This is a genomic window from Pseudarthrobacter sp. S6 (assembly GCF_050156575.1).
In the GTDB taxonomy this organism is placed as follows: Bacteria; Actinomycetota; Actinomycetes; order Actinomycetales; family Micrococcaceae; genus Arthrobacter.
The window spans coordinates 3,259,987-3,276,862 of record NZ_CP189581.1 but is presented as its reverse complement, the minus strand read 5'-3'; the positions used below and the strand labels follow the sequence as shown (position 1 = coordinate 3,276,862).

Sequence of the window (16,876 nt, the reverse complement as noted above, 5' to 3'; positions counted from 1 at the left end):
CCCTCCCTCTTCCCGTAACCAAGACTTCAGAATTTAGAGAACAAGAGAGAACAGGGACCATATGTCCAGCGAATCCTCCTTCGGCCTCATGCAGATCGGCCTCGCCACCGCGGATGACATCCGTGGCTGGTCTTACGGCGAGGTTAAGAAGCCGGAAACCATCAACTACCGCACACTCAAGCCCGAGAAGGACGGCCTCTTCTGCGAGAAGATCTTCGGCCCTTCCCGTGACTGGGAATGCTACTGCGGTAAGTACAAGCGTGTGCGCTTCAAGGGCATCATTTGCGAGCGGTGTGGCGTTGAAGTCACCCGTGCGAAGGTCCGCCGTGAGCGCATGGGCCACATCGAGCTGGCCGCTCCGGTCACGCACATCTGGTACTTCAAGGGTGTTCCGTCCCGTCTGGGCTACCTCCTTGACCTGGCACCGAAGGACCTCGAAAAGGTCATCTACTTCGCTGCCTACATGATCACCAGCGTCGACGCCGACAGCCGCCACGAGGAACTGCCCAACCTGCAGGTTGAGCACGACATCGAGAAGAAGCAGCTGATCGACAACCGCGACTCCGACATCGCCACGATCGCCCGTGACCTCGAAAACGAGATCGCGCGCCTCGAAGGTGAAGGTGCCAAGGCTGCCGACAAAAAGAAGGCCCGCGACTCGGCAGACCGTCAGATGGCTAACGTGCGTAAGCGTGCCGATGCCGAGATCGAACGCCTCGAGCAGGTCTGGGACCGTTTCAAGAACCTAAAGGTCGCAGACCTCGAAGGCGACGAAGGCCTCTACCGCGAGCTGCGCGACCGCTACGGCATGTACTTCGAAGGCTCCATGGGTGCCGAAGCGATCAAGAAGCGCCTTGAGAACTTCGACATGCAGGCCGAGTCTGACCTGCTGCGCGACATCATTGCCAACGGCAAGGGCCAGCGCAAGACCCGCGCCCTGAAGCGCCTGAAGGTGGTCAACGCGTTCCTGACCACCAACAACAGCCCGCTCGGCATGGTGCTGGACGCCGTCCCGGTGATCCCGCCGGAACTGCGCCCGATGGTCCAGCTGGACGGTGGCCGCTTCGCGACCTCTGACCTCAACGACCTCTACCGTCGTGTGATCAACCGCAACAACCGCCTCAAGCGCCTGCTTGATCTCGGTGCCCCGGAGATCATCGTCAACAACGAGAAGCGCATGCTTCAGGAAGCTGTTGACAGCCTCTTCGACAACGGCCGTCGCGGCCGTCCGGTCACCGGTCCTGGCAACCGTCCGCTGAAGTCCCTGAGCGACATGCTCAAGGGCAAGCAGGGTCGCTTCCGACAGAACCTCCTCGGCAAGCGCGTTGACTACTCCGGCCGTTCGGTCATCGTCGTCGGCCCGCAGCTGAAGCTGCACCAGTGTGGTCTGCCCAAGCAGATGGCACTGGAGCTCTTCAAGCCGTTCGTGATGAAGCGCCTGGTTGACCTCAACCACGCACAGAACATCAAGTCGGCCAAGCGCATGGTCGAGCGTTACCGTCCGCAGGTCTGGGACGTGCTGGAAGAGATCATCACCGAACACCCGGTGCTGCTCAACCGTGCACCCACCCTGCACCGCCTTGGCATCCAGGCGTTCGAACCGCAGCTTGTTGAAGGCAAGGCAATCCAGCTCCACCCGCTGGTTTGTGGCGCCTTCAACGCTGACTTCGACGGCGACCAGATGGCAGTCCACCTGCCGCTGAGCCCCGAGGCCCAGGCCGAGGCACGCATCCTGATGCTGTCCTCGAACAACATCCTGAAGCCGTCCGATGGCCGCCCGGTCACCCTGCCTTCGCAGGATATGATCATCGGTCTCTACCACCTGACCACCAAGCGTGTCGGTTCAGCTGGCGAAGGCCGCGTCTTCTCCTCGGTTTCCGAAGCCATCATGGCCTACGACCTCCGCGAGCTGCACTTGAACTCGCAGGTCAGGATCCGTCTCGAAGGCTTTGTTCCGTACGCGGGCTGGGAAGCTCCGGAAGGCTGGGAAGCCGGCCAGCCGGTGATCGTCCAGACCTCCCTGGGACAGGTCATCTTCAACCAGACGCTGCCGGCCGATTACCCGTGGGTTGAGAACGTTGCGGACAAGGGCGAACTGTCCACGATCGTCAACGATCTCGCCGAGCGCTACCCGAAGGTGGTCACGGCGGCAACGCTGGACAACCTGAAGGACGCCGGTTTCTACTGGGCCACCCGCTCGGGCGTTACCGTCGCCATCTCGGACATCGAAGTACCCAAGGACAAGCCGCGGATCCTCGCCGGCTACGAAACCATGGCTGCCAAGATCCAGGGACAGTACGACAAGGGCCTGATCGACGACGACGAGCGTCGCCAGGAACTGATCGAGATCTGGAACAAGGCAACCAACGAGATCGCACAGGTAATGCGTGACAACCTGTCGCCGATGAACACCATCAACCGCATGGTGTCCTCCGGTGCACGTGGTAACTGGATGCAGGTCCGTCAGATCGCGGGTATCCGTGGCCTGGTGGCCAACCCTAAGGGTGAAATCATCCCGCGTCCCATCAAGTCCTCGTACCGTGAGGGCCTGTCGGTGCTGGAATACTTCATCGCCACGCACGGTGCCCGTAAGGGTCTGGCTGACACCGCGCTGCGTACCGCCAACTCGGGTTACCTGACCCGTCGTCTGGTGGACGTGTCGCAGGACGTTATCGTTCGCGAAGAGGACTGCGGCACTGAGCGCGGCCTGGTAACGGCAATCGCCGTGCCGGACGCCAACGGCGAGCTGGTCCTGGACGAGAACGTTGAGAACAGTGCCTACGCCCGCACGCTCGCTGTTGATGTTGTGGACTCCAAGGGCAATGTCCTTGCGGCCGGCGGCACCGACTGCGGCGACGTCGTGATCGCTGAACTGTTCGCAGCAGGCATCACCGAGGTCAAGGTCCGCTCCGTACTCACCTGTGAGTCCAGCGTCGGCACCTGCGCCCTGTGCTACGGCCGTTCACTGGCCACCGGCAAGACCGTGGACATCGGCGAGGCTGTCGGCATCATCGCCGCACAGTCCATCGGCGAGCCCGGTACCCAGCTGACCATGCGTACGTTCCACACCGGTGGTGCTGTTTCCGCCAGCGGTGGCGACGACATCACCCAGGGTCTGCCCCGTATCCAGGAGCTCTTCGAAGCCCGTACTCCGAAGGGTGTCGCGCCGATTGCTGAAGCAGCCGGCCGCATCGCCATCGAAGAGTCCGAGCGTCAGATGCGCCTGGTCATCACCCCGGATGACGGCTCTGAAGAGATCGCCTACCCGGTACTGCGCCGTTCACGCCTCCTCATCGAGGATGGCGAGCACGTCACCGTAGGCCAGAAGCTCATCAACGGTCCGGTGGATCCCAAGCAGGTTCTGCGCATCATGGGTCCCCGTGCCGCGCAGAAGTTCCTGGTGGACGAGGTCCAGGGCGTGTACCGCAGCCAGGGCATCGGTATCCACGACAAGCACGTCGAGGTTATCGTCCGCCAGATGCTGCGCCGCGTCACGGTCATCGAGTCCGGCGAATCGGATCTGCTCCCCGGCGAGCTCGCCGAGCGCAGCCGCTTCGAGGAGGCCAACCGCCGCGTTGTGTCCGAGGGTAAGACTCCGGCTTCCGGACGTCCTGAGCTCATGGGCATCACCAAGGCGTCCCTGGCCACCGAGTCCTGGCTGTCGGCCGCTTCCTTCCAGGAGACCACCCGCGTTCTGACGCAGGCGGCCATGGAAGGCAAGAGCGACCCGCTGCTCGGCCTCAAGGAGAACGTCATCATCGGTAAGCTGATCCCGGCCGGCACGGGTCTCCCGCGCTACACCGAGGTCACCGTGGAGCCCACTGAAGAAGCAAAGGCCAACCTGTTCACCGGCCCCAGCGCGTTCAGTGACTTCTCGTATGACTCCCTGGGCGGCGACGGAGCTCCTGAGTTCCACGCCATCCCGCTGGATGACTACGATCTCGGCAACGATTTCCGTTAGTCGATTGCGTTGAAAGGCCCCGCTTCCGCTCCGTGGAGGCGGGGCCTTTCGTCTACACCCGTTTAAGGTCCCGGGTCCAGCCGTGCTAAACTTTGTGTAATTGTTCTGTGTGGCAGTGGATGAAGGCCGCCGCAGCATCATTTTGGTTTTGTTCTCATGATGCTGGGTGGAGCTTGTTTCCGGGTTGCGGGTAAGGTGCGCAACGAATGCCACGCTTTTGCACGCCTACGCAAGCTTCCAGAGCCGCAGCTGCAAGGAACAACGCCAAAACCATTGTGCTCGGGCTGGCGCTTGAGCGTGAAGGTAGAGATCAAACCAACGGAGAACACGAGAGTGCCTACGATTAACCAGCTGGTCCGCAAGGGCCGCACGCCTAAGGTCAAAAAGACCAAGGCTCCCGCGCTTAACGGCAGCCCGATGCGCCGCGGTGTTTGCACCCGCGTTTACACCACCACCCCCAAGAAGCCGAACTCGGCCCTTCGTAAGGTTGCACGTGTGCGCCTCAACGGTGGCGTTGAAGTTACCGCTTACATCCCCGGTGTAGGCCACAACCTGCAGGAGCACTCCATTGTGCTCGTTCGCGGCGGTCGCGTGAAGGACCTCCCCGGTGTCCGTTACAAGATCGTCCGTGGCGCCCTCGATACTCAGGGTGTGAAGAACCGTAAGCAGGCACGCAGCCGCTACGGCGCAAAGATGGAGAAGAAGTAATATGCCTCGCAAGGGTCCGGCCCCCAAGCGGCCGCTCGTACTAGATCCCGTTTACGGCTCCCCGCTGGTTACCCAGCTGATCAACAAGGTGCTGGTTGACGGTAAGAAGTCCACCGCAGAGCGCATTGTTTACGGTGCTCTCGAAGGCGCCCGCGCCAAGTCCGGCGGTGACCCCGTAGCAGCCCTCAAGAAGGCCATGGAGAACGTCAAGCCGTCCCTTGAGGTCCGCTCACGCCGCGTTGGTGGCGCCACCTACCAGGTTCCGGTTGAGGTCAAGCCGGGCCGCTCCACCGCCCTCGCCCTGCGTTGGCTGGTTGGCTACTCCAAGGCCCGCCGTGAAAAGACCATGACCGAGCGCCTCCAGAACGAAATCCTGGATGCCTCCAACGGTCTCGGTGCCGCTGTGAAGCGTCGCGAAGACACCCACAAGATGGCCGAGTCCAACAAGGCCTTCGCACACTACCGCTGGTAATACTTCCCGGACGCCGCCGGCTCGACTGAGCCGGCGGCGAACGCGTAGTCCATCCGAAAGGGAGACACCGTGGCACAGGACGTGCTTACAGACCTTAGTAAGGTCCGCAACATCGGCATCATGGCTCACATCGATGCCGGCAAGACCACCACCACCGAGCGCATTCTGTTCTACACAGGTGTGAACCATAAGATCGGCGAAACGCACGACGGCGCTTCGACGACTGACTGGATGGAACAGGAAAAGGAACGCGGCATCACCATCACGTCTGCCGCCGTGACCTGCTTCTGGGACAACAACCAGATCAACATCATTGACACCCCTGGCCACGTTGACTTCACCGTCGAGGTTGAGCGCTCACTGCGCGTCCTCGACGGCGCCGTTGCCGTGTTTGATGGTAAAGAAGGTGTCGAGCCGCAGTCTGAGACCGTTTGGCGCCAGGCTGACAAGTACAACGTTCCGCGTATCTGCTTCGTCAACAAGATGGACAAGCTCGGTGCTGATTTCTACTACACGGTAGATACCATCATCAGCCGCCTCGGTGCCAAGCCGCTCGTTATGCAGCTGCCGATCGGTGCCGAGAACGACTTCACCGGCGTTGTCGACATCCTGGAAATGCGCGCGCTGGTCTGGCCGGGCGACTCCAAGGGTGACGTCACCATGGGTGCCAAGTACGAGGTTCAGGAGATCCCCGCGGATCTGCTGGAGAAGGCCAAGGAATACCGGGCTGCCCTCGTTGAGACGGTGGCTGACGCTACCGAAGAGCTCATGGAGAAGTACCTCGAGGGTGAAGAACTCACCGTCGAGGAGCTCAAGGCCGGCATCCGCAAGATGACGATCAACTCTGAGCTCTACCCGGTCTTCTGTGGCTCCGCGTTCAAGAACCGTGGCGTTCAGCCGATGCTTGACGCCGTGGTTGACTACCTGCCGAACCCGCTCGACGTCCCGCCGATGATCGGTCACGATCCTCGCGACGAAGAGAAGGAACTCACGCGCGCGCCTTCCTCCGAGGAGCCGTTCTCGGCTCTGGCGTTCAAGATTGCTGCGCACCCGTTCTTCGGCCAGCTCACCTTCATCCGCGTGTACTCCGGTCACGTCGAAGCGGGTGCTCAGGTGGTCAACTCCACCAAGGGCAAGAAGGAGCGCATCGGCAAGCTGTTCCAGATGCACGCCAACAAGGAAATGCCCGTTGAGGGCGCTACCGCGGGCCACATCTACGCAGCGATCGGGCTGAAGGACACCACCACGGGCGACACCCTGTGTGACTCCGGCAACCAGATCGTCCTCGAGTCCATGAGCTTCCCGGAGCCCGTGATCTCGGTTGCGATCGAACCGAACACCAAGGGTGACCAGGAGAAGCTCTCACTGGCCATCCAGAAGCTCTCCGCTGAGGACCCGACCTTCCAGGTCTCCCTCAACGAGGACACCGGTCAGACCATCATCGCCGGCATGGGCGAACTCCACCTGGATATCCTGGTGGACCGCATGCGCCGCGAATTCAAGGTGGAGGCCAACGTTGGCAAGCCGCAGGTCGCTTACCGCGAAACCATCAAGAATGTTGTTGCGCGTCACGACTACACGCACAAGAAGCAGACCGGTGGTTCGGGTCAGTTCGCAAAGATCCAGATTGCCATTGGGCCGCTGGACACTTCCGAGGGCGAGCTGTACGAGTTCGAGAACAAGGTCACTGGTGGCCGTATTCCGCGCGAATACATCCCGTCGGTTGACGCCGGTATCCAGGATGCACTGAACGACGGCGTCCTGGCCGGTTACCCGGTTGTTGGCATCAAGGCGACGCTGATTGACGGCGCGTACCACGATGTTGACTCTTCGGAAATGGCGTTCAAGATCGCCGGGCGTATGGCTTTCAAGGAGGCCGCACGCAAGGCGAACCCCATCCTGCTCGAACCGCTGATGGATGTAGAGGTCCGCACCCCTGAGGAATACATGGGTGAAGTAATCGGTGACCTCAACTCCCGCCGTGGCCAGATGCAGTCCATGGAAGATGCACAGGGTGTCAAGGTCATCCGTGCGCACGTCCCGCTGTCCGGCATGTTCGGCTACATCGGTGACCTGCGTTCGAAGACCCAGGGCCGCGCTGTGTACTCCATGACTTTCCACAGCTACGCCGAGGTCCCGAAGGCATTTGCCGACGAGATCATCCAGAAGAACCGCGGCGAGTAGTCTTCGGACTTTCGCAGCAAAAAACTCGGGTGCGTTTCCGGTTCACGGAAGCTCACCTGGTGCAGGTGGCCGGGTCCGGTCAAGCCGGGCCCCGGCCATCTGCACGAACAGGCTCGAGGGACTAGTATTAGTTCCTGAATCTGCAATTTCACCAATCCAAAGCCCCCCAAGTAGACTTGCCTGAGTTTCTGCCGCGATAAGCGCGGTTGAAGGGTAAGTCATTTGAAAACGTTCTAGGAGGAACCTGTGGCAAAGGCAAAGTTCGAGCGGACTAAGCCGCACGTCAACATCGGCACCATTGGTCACGTTGACCACGGTAAGACGACGCTGACTGCCGCCATTTCCAAGGTGCTGTACGACAAGTACCCGACTCTCAACGAGCAGCGCGACTTCGCGTCGATTGACTCTGCTCCGGAAGAGCGCCAGCGTGGCATCACGATCAACATTTCCCACGTTGAGTACCAGACCGAGAAGCGCCACTACGCACACGTAGACGCTCCGGGTCACGCTGACTACATCAAGAACATGATCACCGGTGCTGCACAGATGGACGGTGCAATCCTCGTGGTTGCCGCCACTGACGGCCCGATGGCTCAGACCCGCGAGCACGTTCTGCTTGCCCGCCAGGTTGGCGTTCCCTACCTGCTGGTTGCGCTGAACAAGTCCGACATGGTTGACGACGAAGAACTGCTGGACCTCGTTGAAATGGAAGTTCGTGAGCTGCTTTCGGCTCAGGGCTTCGATGGCGATGAAGCTCCGGTTGTTCGCGTTTCCGGTCTGAAGGCTCTCGAGGGCGACCCCATCTGGGTCAAGTCCGTCGAGGACCTCATGGCAGCCGTTGACGAGTCCGTTCCGGACCCCGTACGCGACCGTGACAAGCCGTTCCTGATGCCGATCGAAGATGTCTTCACGATCACCGGCCGTGGCACCGTTGTAACGGGCCGCGCCGAGCGTGGAACCCTCGCCATCAACTCTGAGGTCGAGATCGTCGGCATCCGCCCGGTCCAGAAGACCACGGTTACCGGTATCGAGATGTTCCACAAGCAGCTCGACGAAGCATGGGCCGGCGAGAACTGTGGCCTCCTGCTCCGCGGTCTGAAGCGTGATGACGTAGAGCGTGGCCAGGTTGTCGTCAAGCCGGGTTCCATTACCCCGCACACCGACTTCGAGGCCAACGTCTACATCCTCTCCAAGGATGAAGGCGGACGCCACAACCCGTTCTACTCGAACTACCGCCCGCAGTTCTACTTCCGCACCACGGACGTAACCGGCGTTATCACCCTGCCGGAAGGCACGGAAATGGTTATGCCTGGCGACAACACTGAGATGACCGTTGCGCTCATCCAGCCCATCGCCATGGAAGAGGGCCTCGGCTTCGCTATCCGCGAAGGCGGCCGCACCGTTGGTTCAGGACGCGTTACCAAGATCATCAAGTAATTTACTTGTTGATCACGGAGCCGATGGCCGTCTGACGGCTTGACGCAAAGTTTGCAACAGCCCCGCTGCTAGTGCAGCGGGGCTGTTCTTTTGTCACAGTTAATCCAATCAATGGATTAACTGTGCAGGCAGGCCTGCCCTTTGGAGGGAACGCGGTGAGGGACGAATCTTATGAAGCGGCCTACCCTGCCGGTCACCTTCAGGGGTGGCTTGACGCCGTGGCCAAGCTCCAGCCGTCAGGCCAGCCAGGTCAGGGCGCCACGCCAGGGCCAAGTTCCATCGGCGCAGACTTGGCGTCGGAGTGGTCGAACGCCGGCCGAGGGGCCGGAGATGACTCCTGGTCCTGAGTCCAACCCGCTGTCCCGCGACGACAGTTACCGTCACGCTGGCCCTGATACTGTTGCTGATAGCGAGAGGAGTACATCATGGGATGGCTGATATTTCTGATCATCGCAGTAGCCGTGGTTGCCGGAGTTTTCTGGGCGAAGAAGCATTTCCGCACCGAGATTGACCGCGCCAAACGCATCAACCGGGCGAACAAGGACAAGTAGCAGGGCCGGGCCGCGTCAGCGTGGCGTTCGTCCGGGGTCGCCGGGGGTCAGCCTGGTGTTAGCCGCAGTTCAGCCAAGCGGGCTTCACGCCGGAGGGCCTTCGCCGGCCAGGGATCTCCGGGCGTGGCTGAGTGCCCGGTACCAGTAGAACGATTCCTTGGGAGTTCGCTCCAGGGTGTCGAAATCCACGTGCACCAGGCCGAAGCGCTGTGAGTACCCCGCAGCCCATTCGAAGTTGTCCATCAGGGTCCAGACGTAATAGCCGCGGAGGTCCACGTCGTGGGCGATTCCGCCCGGTGCCGTCGCTTCCAGCGCGTGCCGCAGGTGTCCCGCGATGTAATTGATCCGCTGCTGGTCCTGGATGGGGCCGTTCACATGGTCAGGCTCCGGGAAGCTGGCGCCACTTTCGGTGATGTACAGCGGGGGCAGGTCCCCTCTATAGCGGTCCTTGAGTTCGCGCAGCAGGATACCCAGATGCTCCGGTGCTACCGGCCAGCCGAAACCAGTAGTGCCGTATTCGGGAAACGGCTCCTGGTGGAACGGCACCCGCACCATGGCCTCGGCGGGACCCGTGGGACTTTCGGCCGGCCCCCGTCCGGCTGCCACCTTCGTGGGGTAGTAATAGTTCACGCCGTAGAAGTCCAGGGGCTGGTGGATAGTGCGGAGGTCGGCGTCGGGGATTCTGCCGAAGGACCGGAACCAGGGCTTGGCGATGAGCGGCGGGCGGGGGTAGCGGCCCAGGAGGACCGGATCGGCATATATCCGGTTGAGCATCAGGTCGAACACCAGCGCGATGTACTTGTCCGTGATTTTCCGCGTGGCTGGCCGGACGGGGGAGTGGAGGTTGGTCACGCCGATTCCGCCGCGGACCCCTGCTGCACGCAACGCCTGGACAGCCATGCCATGGGCAAGCAGTTGGTTGTGGACGGCAGGAAAGGCGTCAAAGAGCAGGTCCTGTCCGGGGGCATGAACGCCCAGAGCATAGCCGTTGAGCACTACAGAGGCGGGTTCGTTGAGGGTGACCCATTGGTCCACGCGATCACCAAAACGCCGGCCGGCCTCCCCGGCATACTCAGCGAAGCGTTCGGCGGTTGCCCTGTTCATCCAGCCGCCACGGTGCTCCAGGGGCAGGGGCGTATCCCAGTGGTAGAGGGTGGCCATGGGGGAGATGCCGGCCTCAAGCAGTTGGTCGATCAGGCGGTCGTAGAAGTCCAGACCCTGTTCGTTGAACGCGCCGCGGCCGTCCGGCTGGATCCGCGGCCACGAGATGGAAAAGCGGTAGGAATCTACGCCGAGATCCCGCATCAGAGCCACATCTTCGGGCGAGCGGTTGTAGTGGTCGCAGGCCACGGCGGGGGAATGTCCATCGATGATGGCGCCGGGCTTCTCCGCGAAGGCGTCCCAGCCGGAGGGACCACGCCCGTCAGCAGAGAGGGAGCCTTCGATTTGGAAGGCGGCCGCGGCAACTCCCAGGGTGAATGAGCTGGGTAGACGGCCGGCCAGGTCCTGGACGGAAACGTCATTTGCGACGGTCATTCCCCCATCATCCATTCGGATGTTGCCGAAGGCAATGACCGCAGGCGGTGCAGGGCCCGAATGAGCGGTGTGCTGGCCCATCTGTTGTCCGGGGAGGCGCCAGCCTGCAGATTCGCTTCTGGGCATAATATCCGGCATACTAGATGAGTTGTTCAAGCGCTTCTTCGTGTCCCGATCCGGATAATGCCGGGTGTCAGGGTCCAAGTGGAAGCCCAAACATAACCCACTCCCCATGGAACTGCGGATTTGTATGCGTGCTAAGCACGACACGCCCGACCGCGGGGGTCGGTTACGTCGGCAGGTTGAGGAACCCGGATTCATCCGGATTCAGCTTGTGCGGCGGGTGGTAGTTCAGACTTCAAATGCTTCGGCAGCCACATGCAACAAGAAAGTGAACAGAGCAGCCCTCACCGGGAGCAGCACTAACTGAAAGAGAGTCAGGCGACATGGCGGGACAAAAAATCCGCATCCGGCTGAAGTCATATGACCACGAGGTCATTGACGTTTCAGCACGGAAGATCGTTGAGACGGTCACGCGCGCAGGCGCAACGGTAGTTGGCCCCGTGCCGCTGCCGACGGAGAAGAACATTTACTGTGTTATCCGCTCTCCGCACAAGTACAAGGACAGCCGCGAGCACTTTGAAATGCGCACGCACAAGCGTCTTATCGACATCATCGATCCCACGCCGAAGGCTGTTGATTCGCTTATGCGTCTCGACCTGCCGGCCGACGTGAACATCGAAATCAAGCTGTAGGGAGGTGCTGAGAGACTATGACCGCAACCCGTAACGTAAAGGGCCTGCTGGGCACGAAGCTCGGCATGACCCAGGTCTGGGACGAGAACAACAAGCTCATCCCCGTCACTGTGGTCCAGGCAGATTCGAACGTCATCACCCAGCTGCGCAACGCAGCCACTGATGGCTACGTAGCTGTTCAGATCGGCTACGGCCAGATCGATCCCCGCAAGGTCACCAAGCCGCTGGCTGGTCACTTTGAAAAGGCAGGCGTCACGCCTCGCCGCCACGTCGTCGAACTGCGCACTGCAGATGCTGACACTTACGAGCTGGGCCAGGAGCTTTCTGTTGAGCTCTTCGAAGCCGGCCAGAAGATCGACGTTATTGGCACCACCAAGGGTAAGGGCTTCGCCGGTGTTATGAAGCGTCACGGCTTCCACGGCGCTCCCGCCTCACACGGTGCTCACAAGAACCACCGTAAGCCCGGTTCAATCGGTGGCGCATCCACCCCGAGCCGCGTCTTCAAGGGCATGAAAATGGCCGGCCGCATGGGCGCCGTTCGTCACACCACGCTGAACCTCACGGTTCACGCAGTTGACGTCGAGAAGTCGCTGCTCCTCATCAAGGGTGCCGTCCCCGGCGCCCGCGGCCAGGTCGTCCTCGTACGCACCGCCGTGAAGGGAGCCTAGTTCAATGACTAGCACTGTCAAGGTTGACCTGCCTGCAGAGATCTTCGACGTTCAGACCAACGTGCCGCTGCTGCACCAGGTCGTCGTAGCCCAGCTCGCTGCTGCTCGCCAGGGTACCCACAAGACCAAGACCCGCGCCGAAGTTTCCGGTGCTGGTCGCAAGCCGTTCAAGCAGAAGGGCACCGGCCGCGCCCGTCAGGGTTCAATCCGTGCTCCTCACATGACCGGTGGTGGCGTAGTCCACGGTCCCACACCGCGTGACTACAGCCAGCGGACCCCCAAGAAGATGATTGCTGCTGCACTGCGCGGCGCACTCTCTGACCGGGCACGCAACGGACGCATCCACGTTGTTGCCGAACTGGTGGAGGGCACCAAGCCGTCCGTCAAGAACGCACTGGCAACGCTGCGCGAAGTTTCTGAGCGCAAGAACCTGCTGGTTGTCATCGAGCGCGCCAACGATGTTGCAGCACTTTCCGTGCGCAACCTCGCCGGTGTTCACGTTCTGTACGCAGACCAGCTGAACACCTACGACGTACTCGTCTCTGACGACGTTGTCTTCACCAAGGCTGCCTACGAAGCATTCGTTGCTGACCGGGCAGTAGCAAAGAACGAGGAGGATGCCAAGTGAGTGCAGCCACCATCAAAGACCCGCGCGACGTCGTGCTTGCACCCGTCGTATCGGAAAAAAGCTACGGCCTGATCGATGAGGGCAAGTACACCTTCCTGGTGGACCCCCGCTCGAATAAGACCGAGATCAAGCTGGCCGTGGAGAAGATTTTCTCCGTCAAGGTCGAATCGATCAACACCATCAACCGTGCCGGTAAGCGCAAGCGAACCAAATTCGGATGGGGTACCCGCAAGAACACCAAGCGTGCAATTGTGAGCCTCAAAGAAGGCACCATCGACATCTTCGGCGGTCCGCTCTCGTAGCGGAGACCACTTTAACGAGGAAATAAACTATGGGAATCCGTAAGTACAAGCCGACTACCCCGGGCCGTCGTGGCTCGAGCGTAGCGGACTTCACCGAAATCACGCGGTCGACGCCGGAAAAGTCGTTGGTACGTCCGCTGCCCAAAAAGGGCGGCCGTAACAACTCCGGTAAGATCACGACCCGTCACAAGGGTGGTGGCCACAAGCGCCAGTACCGTCTGATCGACTTCCGTCGCCACGACAAAGACGGCGTCAACGCCCGCGTTGCCGAAATTGAGTACGATCCGAACCGCACGGCTCGCATCGCCCTCCTGCACTACATTGATGGCACCAAGCGTTACATCATCGCCCCGAACAAGCTTTCCCAGGGTGATGTTGTTGAGGCAGGTTCCGGTGCTGACATCAAGCCCGGTAACAACCTGCCGCTGCTCAACATCCCGGTTGGTACCGTAATCCACGCAGTTGAACTGCGTCCGGGTGGCGGCGCCAAGATGGGCCGCTCCGCCGGCGCATCGATCCAGCTTGTTGCCAAGGAAGGCCGCTTCGCCCAGCTGCGTCTGCCTTCCGGCGAAATCCGCAACGTTGACGTGCGCTGCCGCGCAACCGTCGGCGAGGTCGGCAACGCCGAGCAGTCGAACATCAACTGGGGTAAGGCCGGCCGCATGCGGTGGAAGGGCGTTCGCCCGACCGTCCGTGGTGTCGCGATGAACCCGGTTGACCACCCGCACGGTGGTGGCGAGGGTAAGACGTCCGGTGGACGTCACCCCGTCAACCCGAACGGTAAGCGGGAAGGCCGCACCCGGCGTCCCAACAAAGAGAGCGACAAGCTTATTGTTCGTCGCCGTCGTACTGGCAAGAACAAGCGATAGGAGCCTGGACACATGCCACGCAGCCTGAAAAAAGGTCCTTTCGTTGACCAGCACCTCTTTGTAAAGGTAGCCAGGGAAAACGATAAGGGCACCAAGAACGTCATCAAGACCTGGTCCCGCCGTTCGATGATCATCCCCGACATGCTCGGGCACACGATCGCCGTACACGACGGACGCAAGCACATTCCGGTGTTTGTCACCGAGTCGATGGTCGGGCACAAGCTCGGCGAATTCGCTCCCACGCGGACATTCCGCGGCCATGTCAAGGACGACCGTAAGGGCAAGCGCCGCTAGGCGCCTGCACTTACGTCAAAGACGAGAGAAGGAAAGCAATGGAAGCCAAGGCAATTGCGCGTCACATCCGCGTAACGCCTATGAAGGCCCGGCGCGTCGTCAACCTTGTTCGTGGTAAGCAAGCGAATGAGGCTCTGGCAATTCTGAAGTTTGCCCCCCAGGCAGCTTCGGAGCCGGTATTCAAGGTAGTACAGTCGGCAATCGCAAACGCCCGGTCCCTCGCGGACCGCGACGGTGTTTCGTTTGACGAAAGCGACCTCATCATCAGCGAAATGTTCGTTGATGAAGGCCCGACCATGAAGCGGTTCCAGCCGCGTGCTCAGGGTCGTGCATTTCAGATCAAGAAGCGCACCAGCCACATCACTGTGGTAGTGGCTACACCTGAGAAAGAGGAGGCTCGCTAAGTGGGACAGAAAGTTAACCCGCACGGGTTCCGACTCGGCATCACCACCGATCACGTATCGCACTGGTTCGCTGACAGCACCAAGCCCGGACAGCGGTACAAGGACTTCGTTCGCGAAGACATCCGTATCCGCCAGCTCATGTCAGTTGGCATGGAGCGCGCCGGTATCGCCAAGGTTGAGATCGAGCGCACCCGTGACCGTGTCCGCGTGGATATCCACACGGCACGTCCCGGTATCGTTATCGGCCGCCGCGGCGCTGAAGCAGACCGCATCCGCGGCGAGCTTGAGAAGCTGACGGGCAAGCAGGTCCAGCTGAACATCCTCGAGGTCAAGAACCCCGAGATGGAAGCACAGCTTGTTGCCCAGGGCGTTGCTGAACAGCTGACTTCCCGCGTGGCTTTCCGCCGTGCGATGAAGAAGGCAATGCAGTCCGCCCAGCGTGCAGGTGCCAAGGGCATCCGTATCGCTTGCTCCGGTCGACTGGGTGGCGCAGAAATGTCCCGCTCGGAGTTCTACCGCGAAGGCCGTGTGCCCCTGCACACCCTCCGTGCGAACATCGACTACGGCTTCTACGAGGCCAAGACCACCTTCGGCCGCATCGGCGTGAAGGTCTGGATCTACAAGGGTGACGTCACCGCCAAGGAATTGGCTCAGCAGGCAGCTGCTGCTCCGTCCCGTGGCCGCGGCCCCAGCGACCGTCCGGGCCGCCCGGGTGGCGCCGGCGGCGCTGACCGTGGTGACCGCCGTCGTCGTACCGACCGTCCGGCAGCGGAGGCAGCTCCGGCTGCCGAGGCTCCGGCAGTTGAGGCTGCACCTGCTGCAGTAGAAGGAGGACAGGCTTAAATGCTTATCCCACGTCGAGTCAAGCACCGTAAGCAGCACCACCCGGGTCGTTCCGGCGCTGCTACGGGCGGCACCAAGGTCTCCTTCGGTGAGTGGGGTATCCAGGCTCTGAGCCCGGCATACGTCACCAACCGTCAGATCGAGTCTGCCCGTATCGCGATGACCCGCCACATCAAGCGTGGCGGCAAGGTCTGGATCAACATCTATCCTGACCGTCCGATCACCAAGAAGCCTGCCGAAACCCGCATGGGTTCCGGTAAGGGTTCGCCGGAATGGTGGGTCTCAAACGTCAAGCCGGGCCGGGTTCTCTTTGAGATCTCCGGTGTCGAGGAATCGGTAGCTCGCGAGGCCCTGCGCCTGGCAATCCACAAGCTCCCGTTGAAGGCACGCATTTTGCGTCGCGAAGGTGGTGAATAGAAATGTCAGTAGGATCCAAGGAACTTGCATCCGCACAGCTGGACACGTTCGACAACGAGCGCCTCGTTGAAGAGCTCCGTAAGGCTAAGGAAGAGCTGTTCAACCTGCGTTTCCAGTCCGCCACCGGTCAGCTGGAGAACCACGGTCGTCTGCGCGCGGTAAAGAAGGACATCGCACGCATCTACACCGTTCTCCGTGAGCGCGAGCTGGGCATTCGTGCCGAGGTTGCCGCACCGGTTGTGGAAGCCAAGGAAGAGAAGAAGTCCAAAAAGGCTGCAGCCAAGAAGGCCGAAACGGCTGAAACGGTTGAGGCCGAGGAGGATGCCAAGTGAGTGAAAAGGACGAGAACGTGACGGAAACTGTTTCCGCAGCAGCTACGGCTGGCGAACGCGGTGACCGTAAGACGAAGCGTGGCTACGTAGTCTCGGACAAGATGGAAAAGACCATCGTTGTCCAGGTAGAAGACCGCGTAAAGCACGCTTTGTACGGCAAAGTCATCCGGCGCAACACGAAAATCAAGGCTCACGACGAAGAGAACAGCGCCGGCATCGGCGACCTCGTTCTCCTCGCCGAGACCCGCCCGCTGTCCGCTACTAAGCGGTGGCGTCTGGTCGAGATCCTCGAAAAGGCTAAGTAACACCCGCAGCCTGCCTGCAGGTACTGCACCGGAAACCCCCGTTCCCTCTTGGGAGCGGGGGTTTCCTGCGTTTTGCGGCGGGTGGGCTGGCTGGGCTTACCGGTGTCCGATAGTTGTGCTCTGGATGCCGCCGTGTGATATGGGAGATGGCCCCAACTGTGCTAGGATATTGAGTTTGTATGGCGCCCTCTGTGCGCCGTCATCAACCTC

Annotated in this window: 18 protein-coding genes; 17 read left to right on the top strand and 1 reads right to left on the bottom strand. The window is 61.1% G+C overall.

Going from position 1 to position 16,876, the window contains the following annotated elements; all coding sequences use genetic code 11:
- The first annotated feature begins 61 nt into the window (after positions 1 to 61).
- From ACQCS0_RS15625 to ACQCS0_RS15600, 6 genes are all read left to right on the top strand, one after another.
- Complete coding sequence (locus ACQCS0_RS15625) at positions 62 to 3,961, top strand: DNA-directed RNA polymerase subunit beta' (RefSeq protein WP_354222843.1); 3,900 nt, start codon at positions 62 to 64, stop codon at positions 3,959 to 3,961.
- 333 nt (positions 3,962 to 4,294) lie between these two features.
- Positions 4,295 to 4,669 carry a 30S ribosomal protein S12 gene (gene rpsL, locus ACQCS0_RS15620; protein ID WP_011692814.1) on the top strand — a complete coding sequence of 125 codons (375 nt, stop codon included), beginning with the start codon at positions 4,295 to 4,297 and terminating at the stop codon, positions 4,667 to 4,669.
- A 1-nt stretch (position 4,670) separates the two neighbouring features.
- Positions 4,671 to 5,141 (top strand): 30S ribosomal protein S7, encoded by a 471-nt coding sequence (gene rpsG / locus ACQCS0_RS15615; RefSeq protein WP_011692813.1) that lies wholly within the window; start codon positions 4,671 to 4,673, stop codon positions 5,139 to 5,141.
- A gap of 69 nt (positions 5,142 to 5,210) precedes the next feature.
- Positions 5,211 to 7,325 (top strand): elongation factor G, encoded by a 2,115-nt coding sequence (gene fusA, locus ACQCS0_RS15610; protein WP_354153312.1) that lies wholly within the window; start codon positions 5,211 to 5,213, stop codon positions 7,323 to 7,325.
- 246 nt (positions 7,326 to 7,571) lie between these two features.
- The gene (gene tuf, locus ACQCS0_RS15605; RefSeq protein WP_056344396.1) at positions 7,572 to 8,762 is read left to right on the top strand and encodes an elongation factor Tu; all 1,191 of its coding nucleotides are present in this window, start codon (positions 7,572 to 7,574) and stop codon (positions 8,760 to 8,762) included.
- A gap of 425 nt (positions 8,763 to 9,187) precedes the next feature.
- A complete protein-coding gene (locus tag ACQCS0_RS15600; RefSeq protein WP_255527485.1) occupies positions 9,188 to 9,313 on the top strand; it encodes a hypothetical protein in 126 nt (41 codons plus the stop codon).
- 84 nt (positions 9,314 to 9,397) lie between these two features.
- Here the strand turns inward: ACQCS0_RS15600 and ACQCS0_RS15595 are convergent, their stop codons facing one another.
- Entirely contained in the window at positions 9,398 to 10,849 is a 1,452-nt protein-coding gene (locus ACQCS0_RS15595) for a GH1 family beta-glucosidase (RefSeq protein ID WP_354153313.1), read from the bottom strand.
- A gap of 446 nt (positions 10,850 to 11,295) precedes the next feature.
- Here ACQCS0_RS15595 and rpsJ point away from each other — a divergent pair, with 446 nt between their 5' ends.
- The 11 genes from rpsJ to rpsQ are packed head-to-tail and all read left to right on the top strand — an operon-like array spanning position 11,296 to position 16,666.
- Positions 11,296 to 11,604 (top strand): 30S ribosomal protein S10, encoded by a 309-nt coding sequence (gene rpsJ, locus ACQCS0_RS15590; protein WP_038464699.1) that lies wholly within the window; start codon positions 11,296 to 11,298, stop codon positions 11,602 to 11,604.
- Between the two features lie 17 nt (positions 11,605 to 11,621).
- Positions 11,622 to 12,272 carry a 50S ribosomal protein L3 gene (rplC, locus tag ACQCS0_RS15585; protein ID WP_160673120.1) on the top strand — a complete coding sequence of 217 codons (651 nt, stop codon included), beginning with the start codon at positions 11,622 to 11,624 and terminating at the stop codon, positions 12,270 to 12,272.
- Between the two features lie 4 nt (positions 12,273 to 12,276).
- Positions 12,277 to 12,900, top strand: coding sequence for a 50S ribosomal protein L4 (gene rplD / locus ACQCS0_RS15580; RefSeq protein ID WP_185261226.1), 624 nt, complete (start codon positions 12,277 to 12,279; stop codon positions 12,898 to 12,900).
- On the top strand, positions 12,897 to 13,202 hold the full coding sequence (gene rplW, locus ACQCS0_RS15575) for a 50S ribosomal protein L23 (protein ID WP_018773664.1): 306 nt from the start codon (positions 12,897 to 12,899) through the stop codon (positions 13,200 to 13,202). Before rplD ends, rplW begins: the two co-directional genes overlap by 4 nt.
- Positions 13,203 to 13,231: 29 nt before the next feature.
- Entirely contained in the window at positions 13,232 to 14,071 is an 840-nt protein-coding gene (gene rplB / locus ACQCS0_RS15570) for a 50S ribosomal protein L2 (RefSeq protein ID WP_185261225.1), read from the top strand.
- Between the two features lie 12 nt (positions 14,072 to 14,083).
- Entirely contained in the window at positions 14,084 to 14,365 is a 282-nt protein-coding gene (rpsS, locus tag ACQCS0_RS15565; RefSeq protein ID WP_011775591.1) for a 30S ribosomal protein S19, read from the top strand.
- Positions 14,366 to 14,403: 38 nt separating this feature from the next.
- Positions 14,404 to 14,769, top strand: a complete 366-nt coding sequence (gene rplV / locus ACQCS0_RS15560; RefSeq protein ID WP_056344381.1) for a 50S ribosomal protein L22 — start codon at positions 14,404 to 14,406, stop codon at positions 14,767 to 14,769.
- Positions 14,770 to 15,612, top strand: a complete 843-nt coding sequence (rpsC, locus tag ACQCS0_RS15555) for a 30S ribosomal protein S3 (protein WP_056344378.1) — start codon at positions 14,770 to 14,772, stop codon at positions 15,610 to 15,612.
- Entirely contained in the window at positions 15,613 to 16,029 is a 417-nt protein-coding gene (gene rplP / locus ACQCS0_RS15550; protein WP_056344375.1) for a 50S ribosomal protein L16, read from the top strand.
- 2 nt (positions 16,030 to 16,031) lie between these two features.
- Positions 16,032 to 16,361 carry a 50S ribosomal protein L29 gene (rpmC, locus tag ACQCS0_RS15545; RefSeq protein ID WP_282329479.1) on the top strand — a complete coding sequence of 110 codons (330 nt, stop codon included), beginning with the start codon at positions 16,032 to 16,034 and terminating at the stop codon, positions 16,359 to 16,361.
- Positions 16,358 to 16,666, top strand: coding sequence for a 30S ribosomal protein S17 (gene rpsQ / locus ACQCS0_RS15540; RefSeq protein WP_056344371.1), 309 nt, complete (start codon positions 16,358 to 16,360; stop codon positions 16,664 to 16,666). Before rpmC ends, rpsQ begins: the two co-directional genes overlap by 4 nt.
- The last annotated feature ends 210 nt before the right edge of the window (positions 16,667 to 16,876 follow it).

Excerpts from the sequence above, each read along its gene's own strand:
- ACQCS0_RS15625 (WP_354222843.1), top strand. The coding sequence starts at position 62 with ATGTCCAGCGAATCCTCCTTCGGCCTCATGCAGATCGGCCTCGCCACC.
- rpsG (WP_011692813.1), top strand. The coding sequence starts at position 4,671 with ATGCCTCGCAAGGGTCCGGCCCCCAAGCGGCCGCTCGTACTAGATCCC.
- ACQCS0_RS15600 (WP_255527485.1), top strand. The coding sequence starts at position 9,188 with ATGGGATGGCTGATATTTCTGATCATCGCAGTAGCCGTGGTTGCCGGA.
- ACQCS0_RS15595 (WP_354153313.1), bottom strand. The coding sequence starts at position 10,849 with ATGACCGTCGCAAATGACGTTTCCGTCCAGGACCTGGCCGGCCGTCTA.
- rpsJ (WP_038464699.1), top strand. The coding sequence starts at position 11,296 with ATGGCGGGACAAAAAATCCGCATCCGGCTGAAGTCATATGACCACGAG.
- rplC (WP_160673120.1), top strand. The coding sequence starts at position 11,622 with ATGACCGCAACCCGTAACGTAAAGGGCCTGCTGGGCACGAAGCTCGGC.
- rplD (WP_185261226.1), top strand. The coding sequence starts at position 12,277 with ATGACTAGCACTGTCAAGGTTGACCTGCCTGCAGAGATCTTCGACGTT.
- rplB (WP_185261225.1), top strand. The coding sequence starts at position 13,232 with ATGGGAATCCGTAAGTACAAGCCGACTACCCCGGGCCGTCGTGGCTCG.
- rpsS (WP_011775591.1), top strand. The coding sequence starts at position 14,084 with ATGCCACGCAGCCTGAAAAAAGGTCCTTTCGTTGACCAGCACCTCTTT.
- rplV (WP_056344381.1), top strand. The coding sequence starts at position 14,404 with ATGGAAGCCAAGGCAATTGCGCGTCACATCCGCGTAACGCCTATGAAG.
- rplP (WP_056344375.1), top strand. The coding sequence starts at position 15,613 with ATGCTTATCCCACGTCGAGTCAAGCACCGTAAGCAGCACCACCCGGGT.
- rpmC (WP_282329479.1), top strand. The coding sequence starts at position 16,032 with ATGTCAGTAGGATCCAAGGAACTTGCATCCGCACAGCTGGACACGTTC.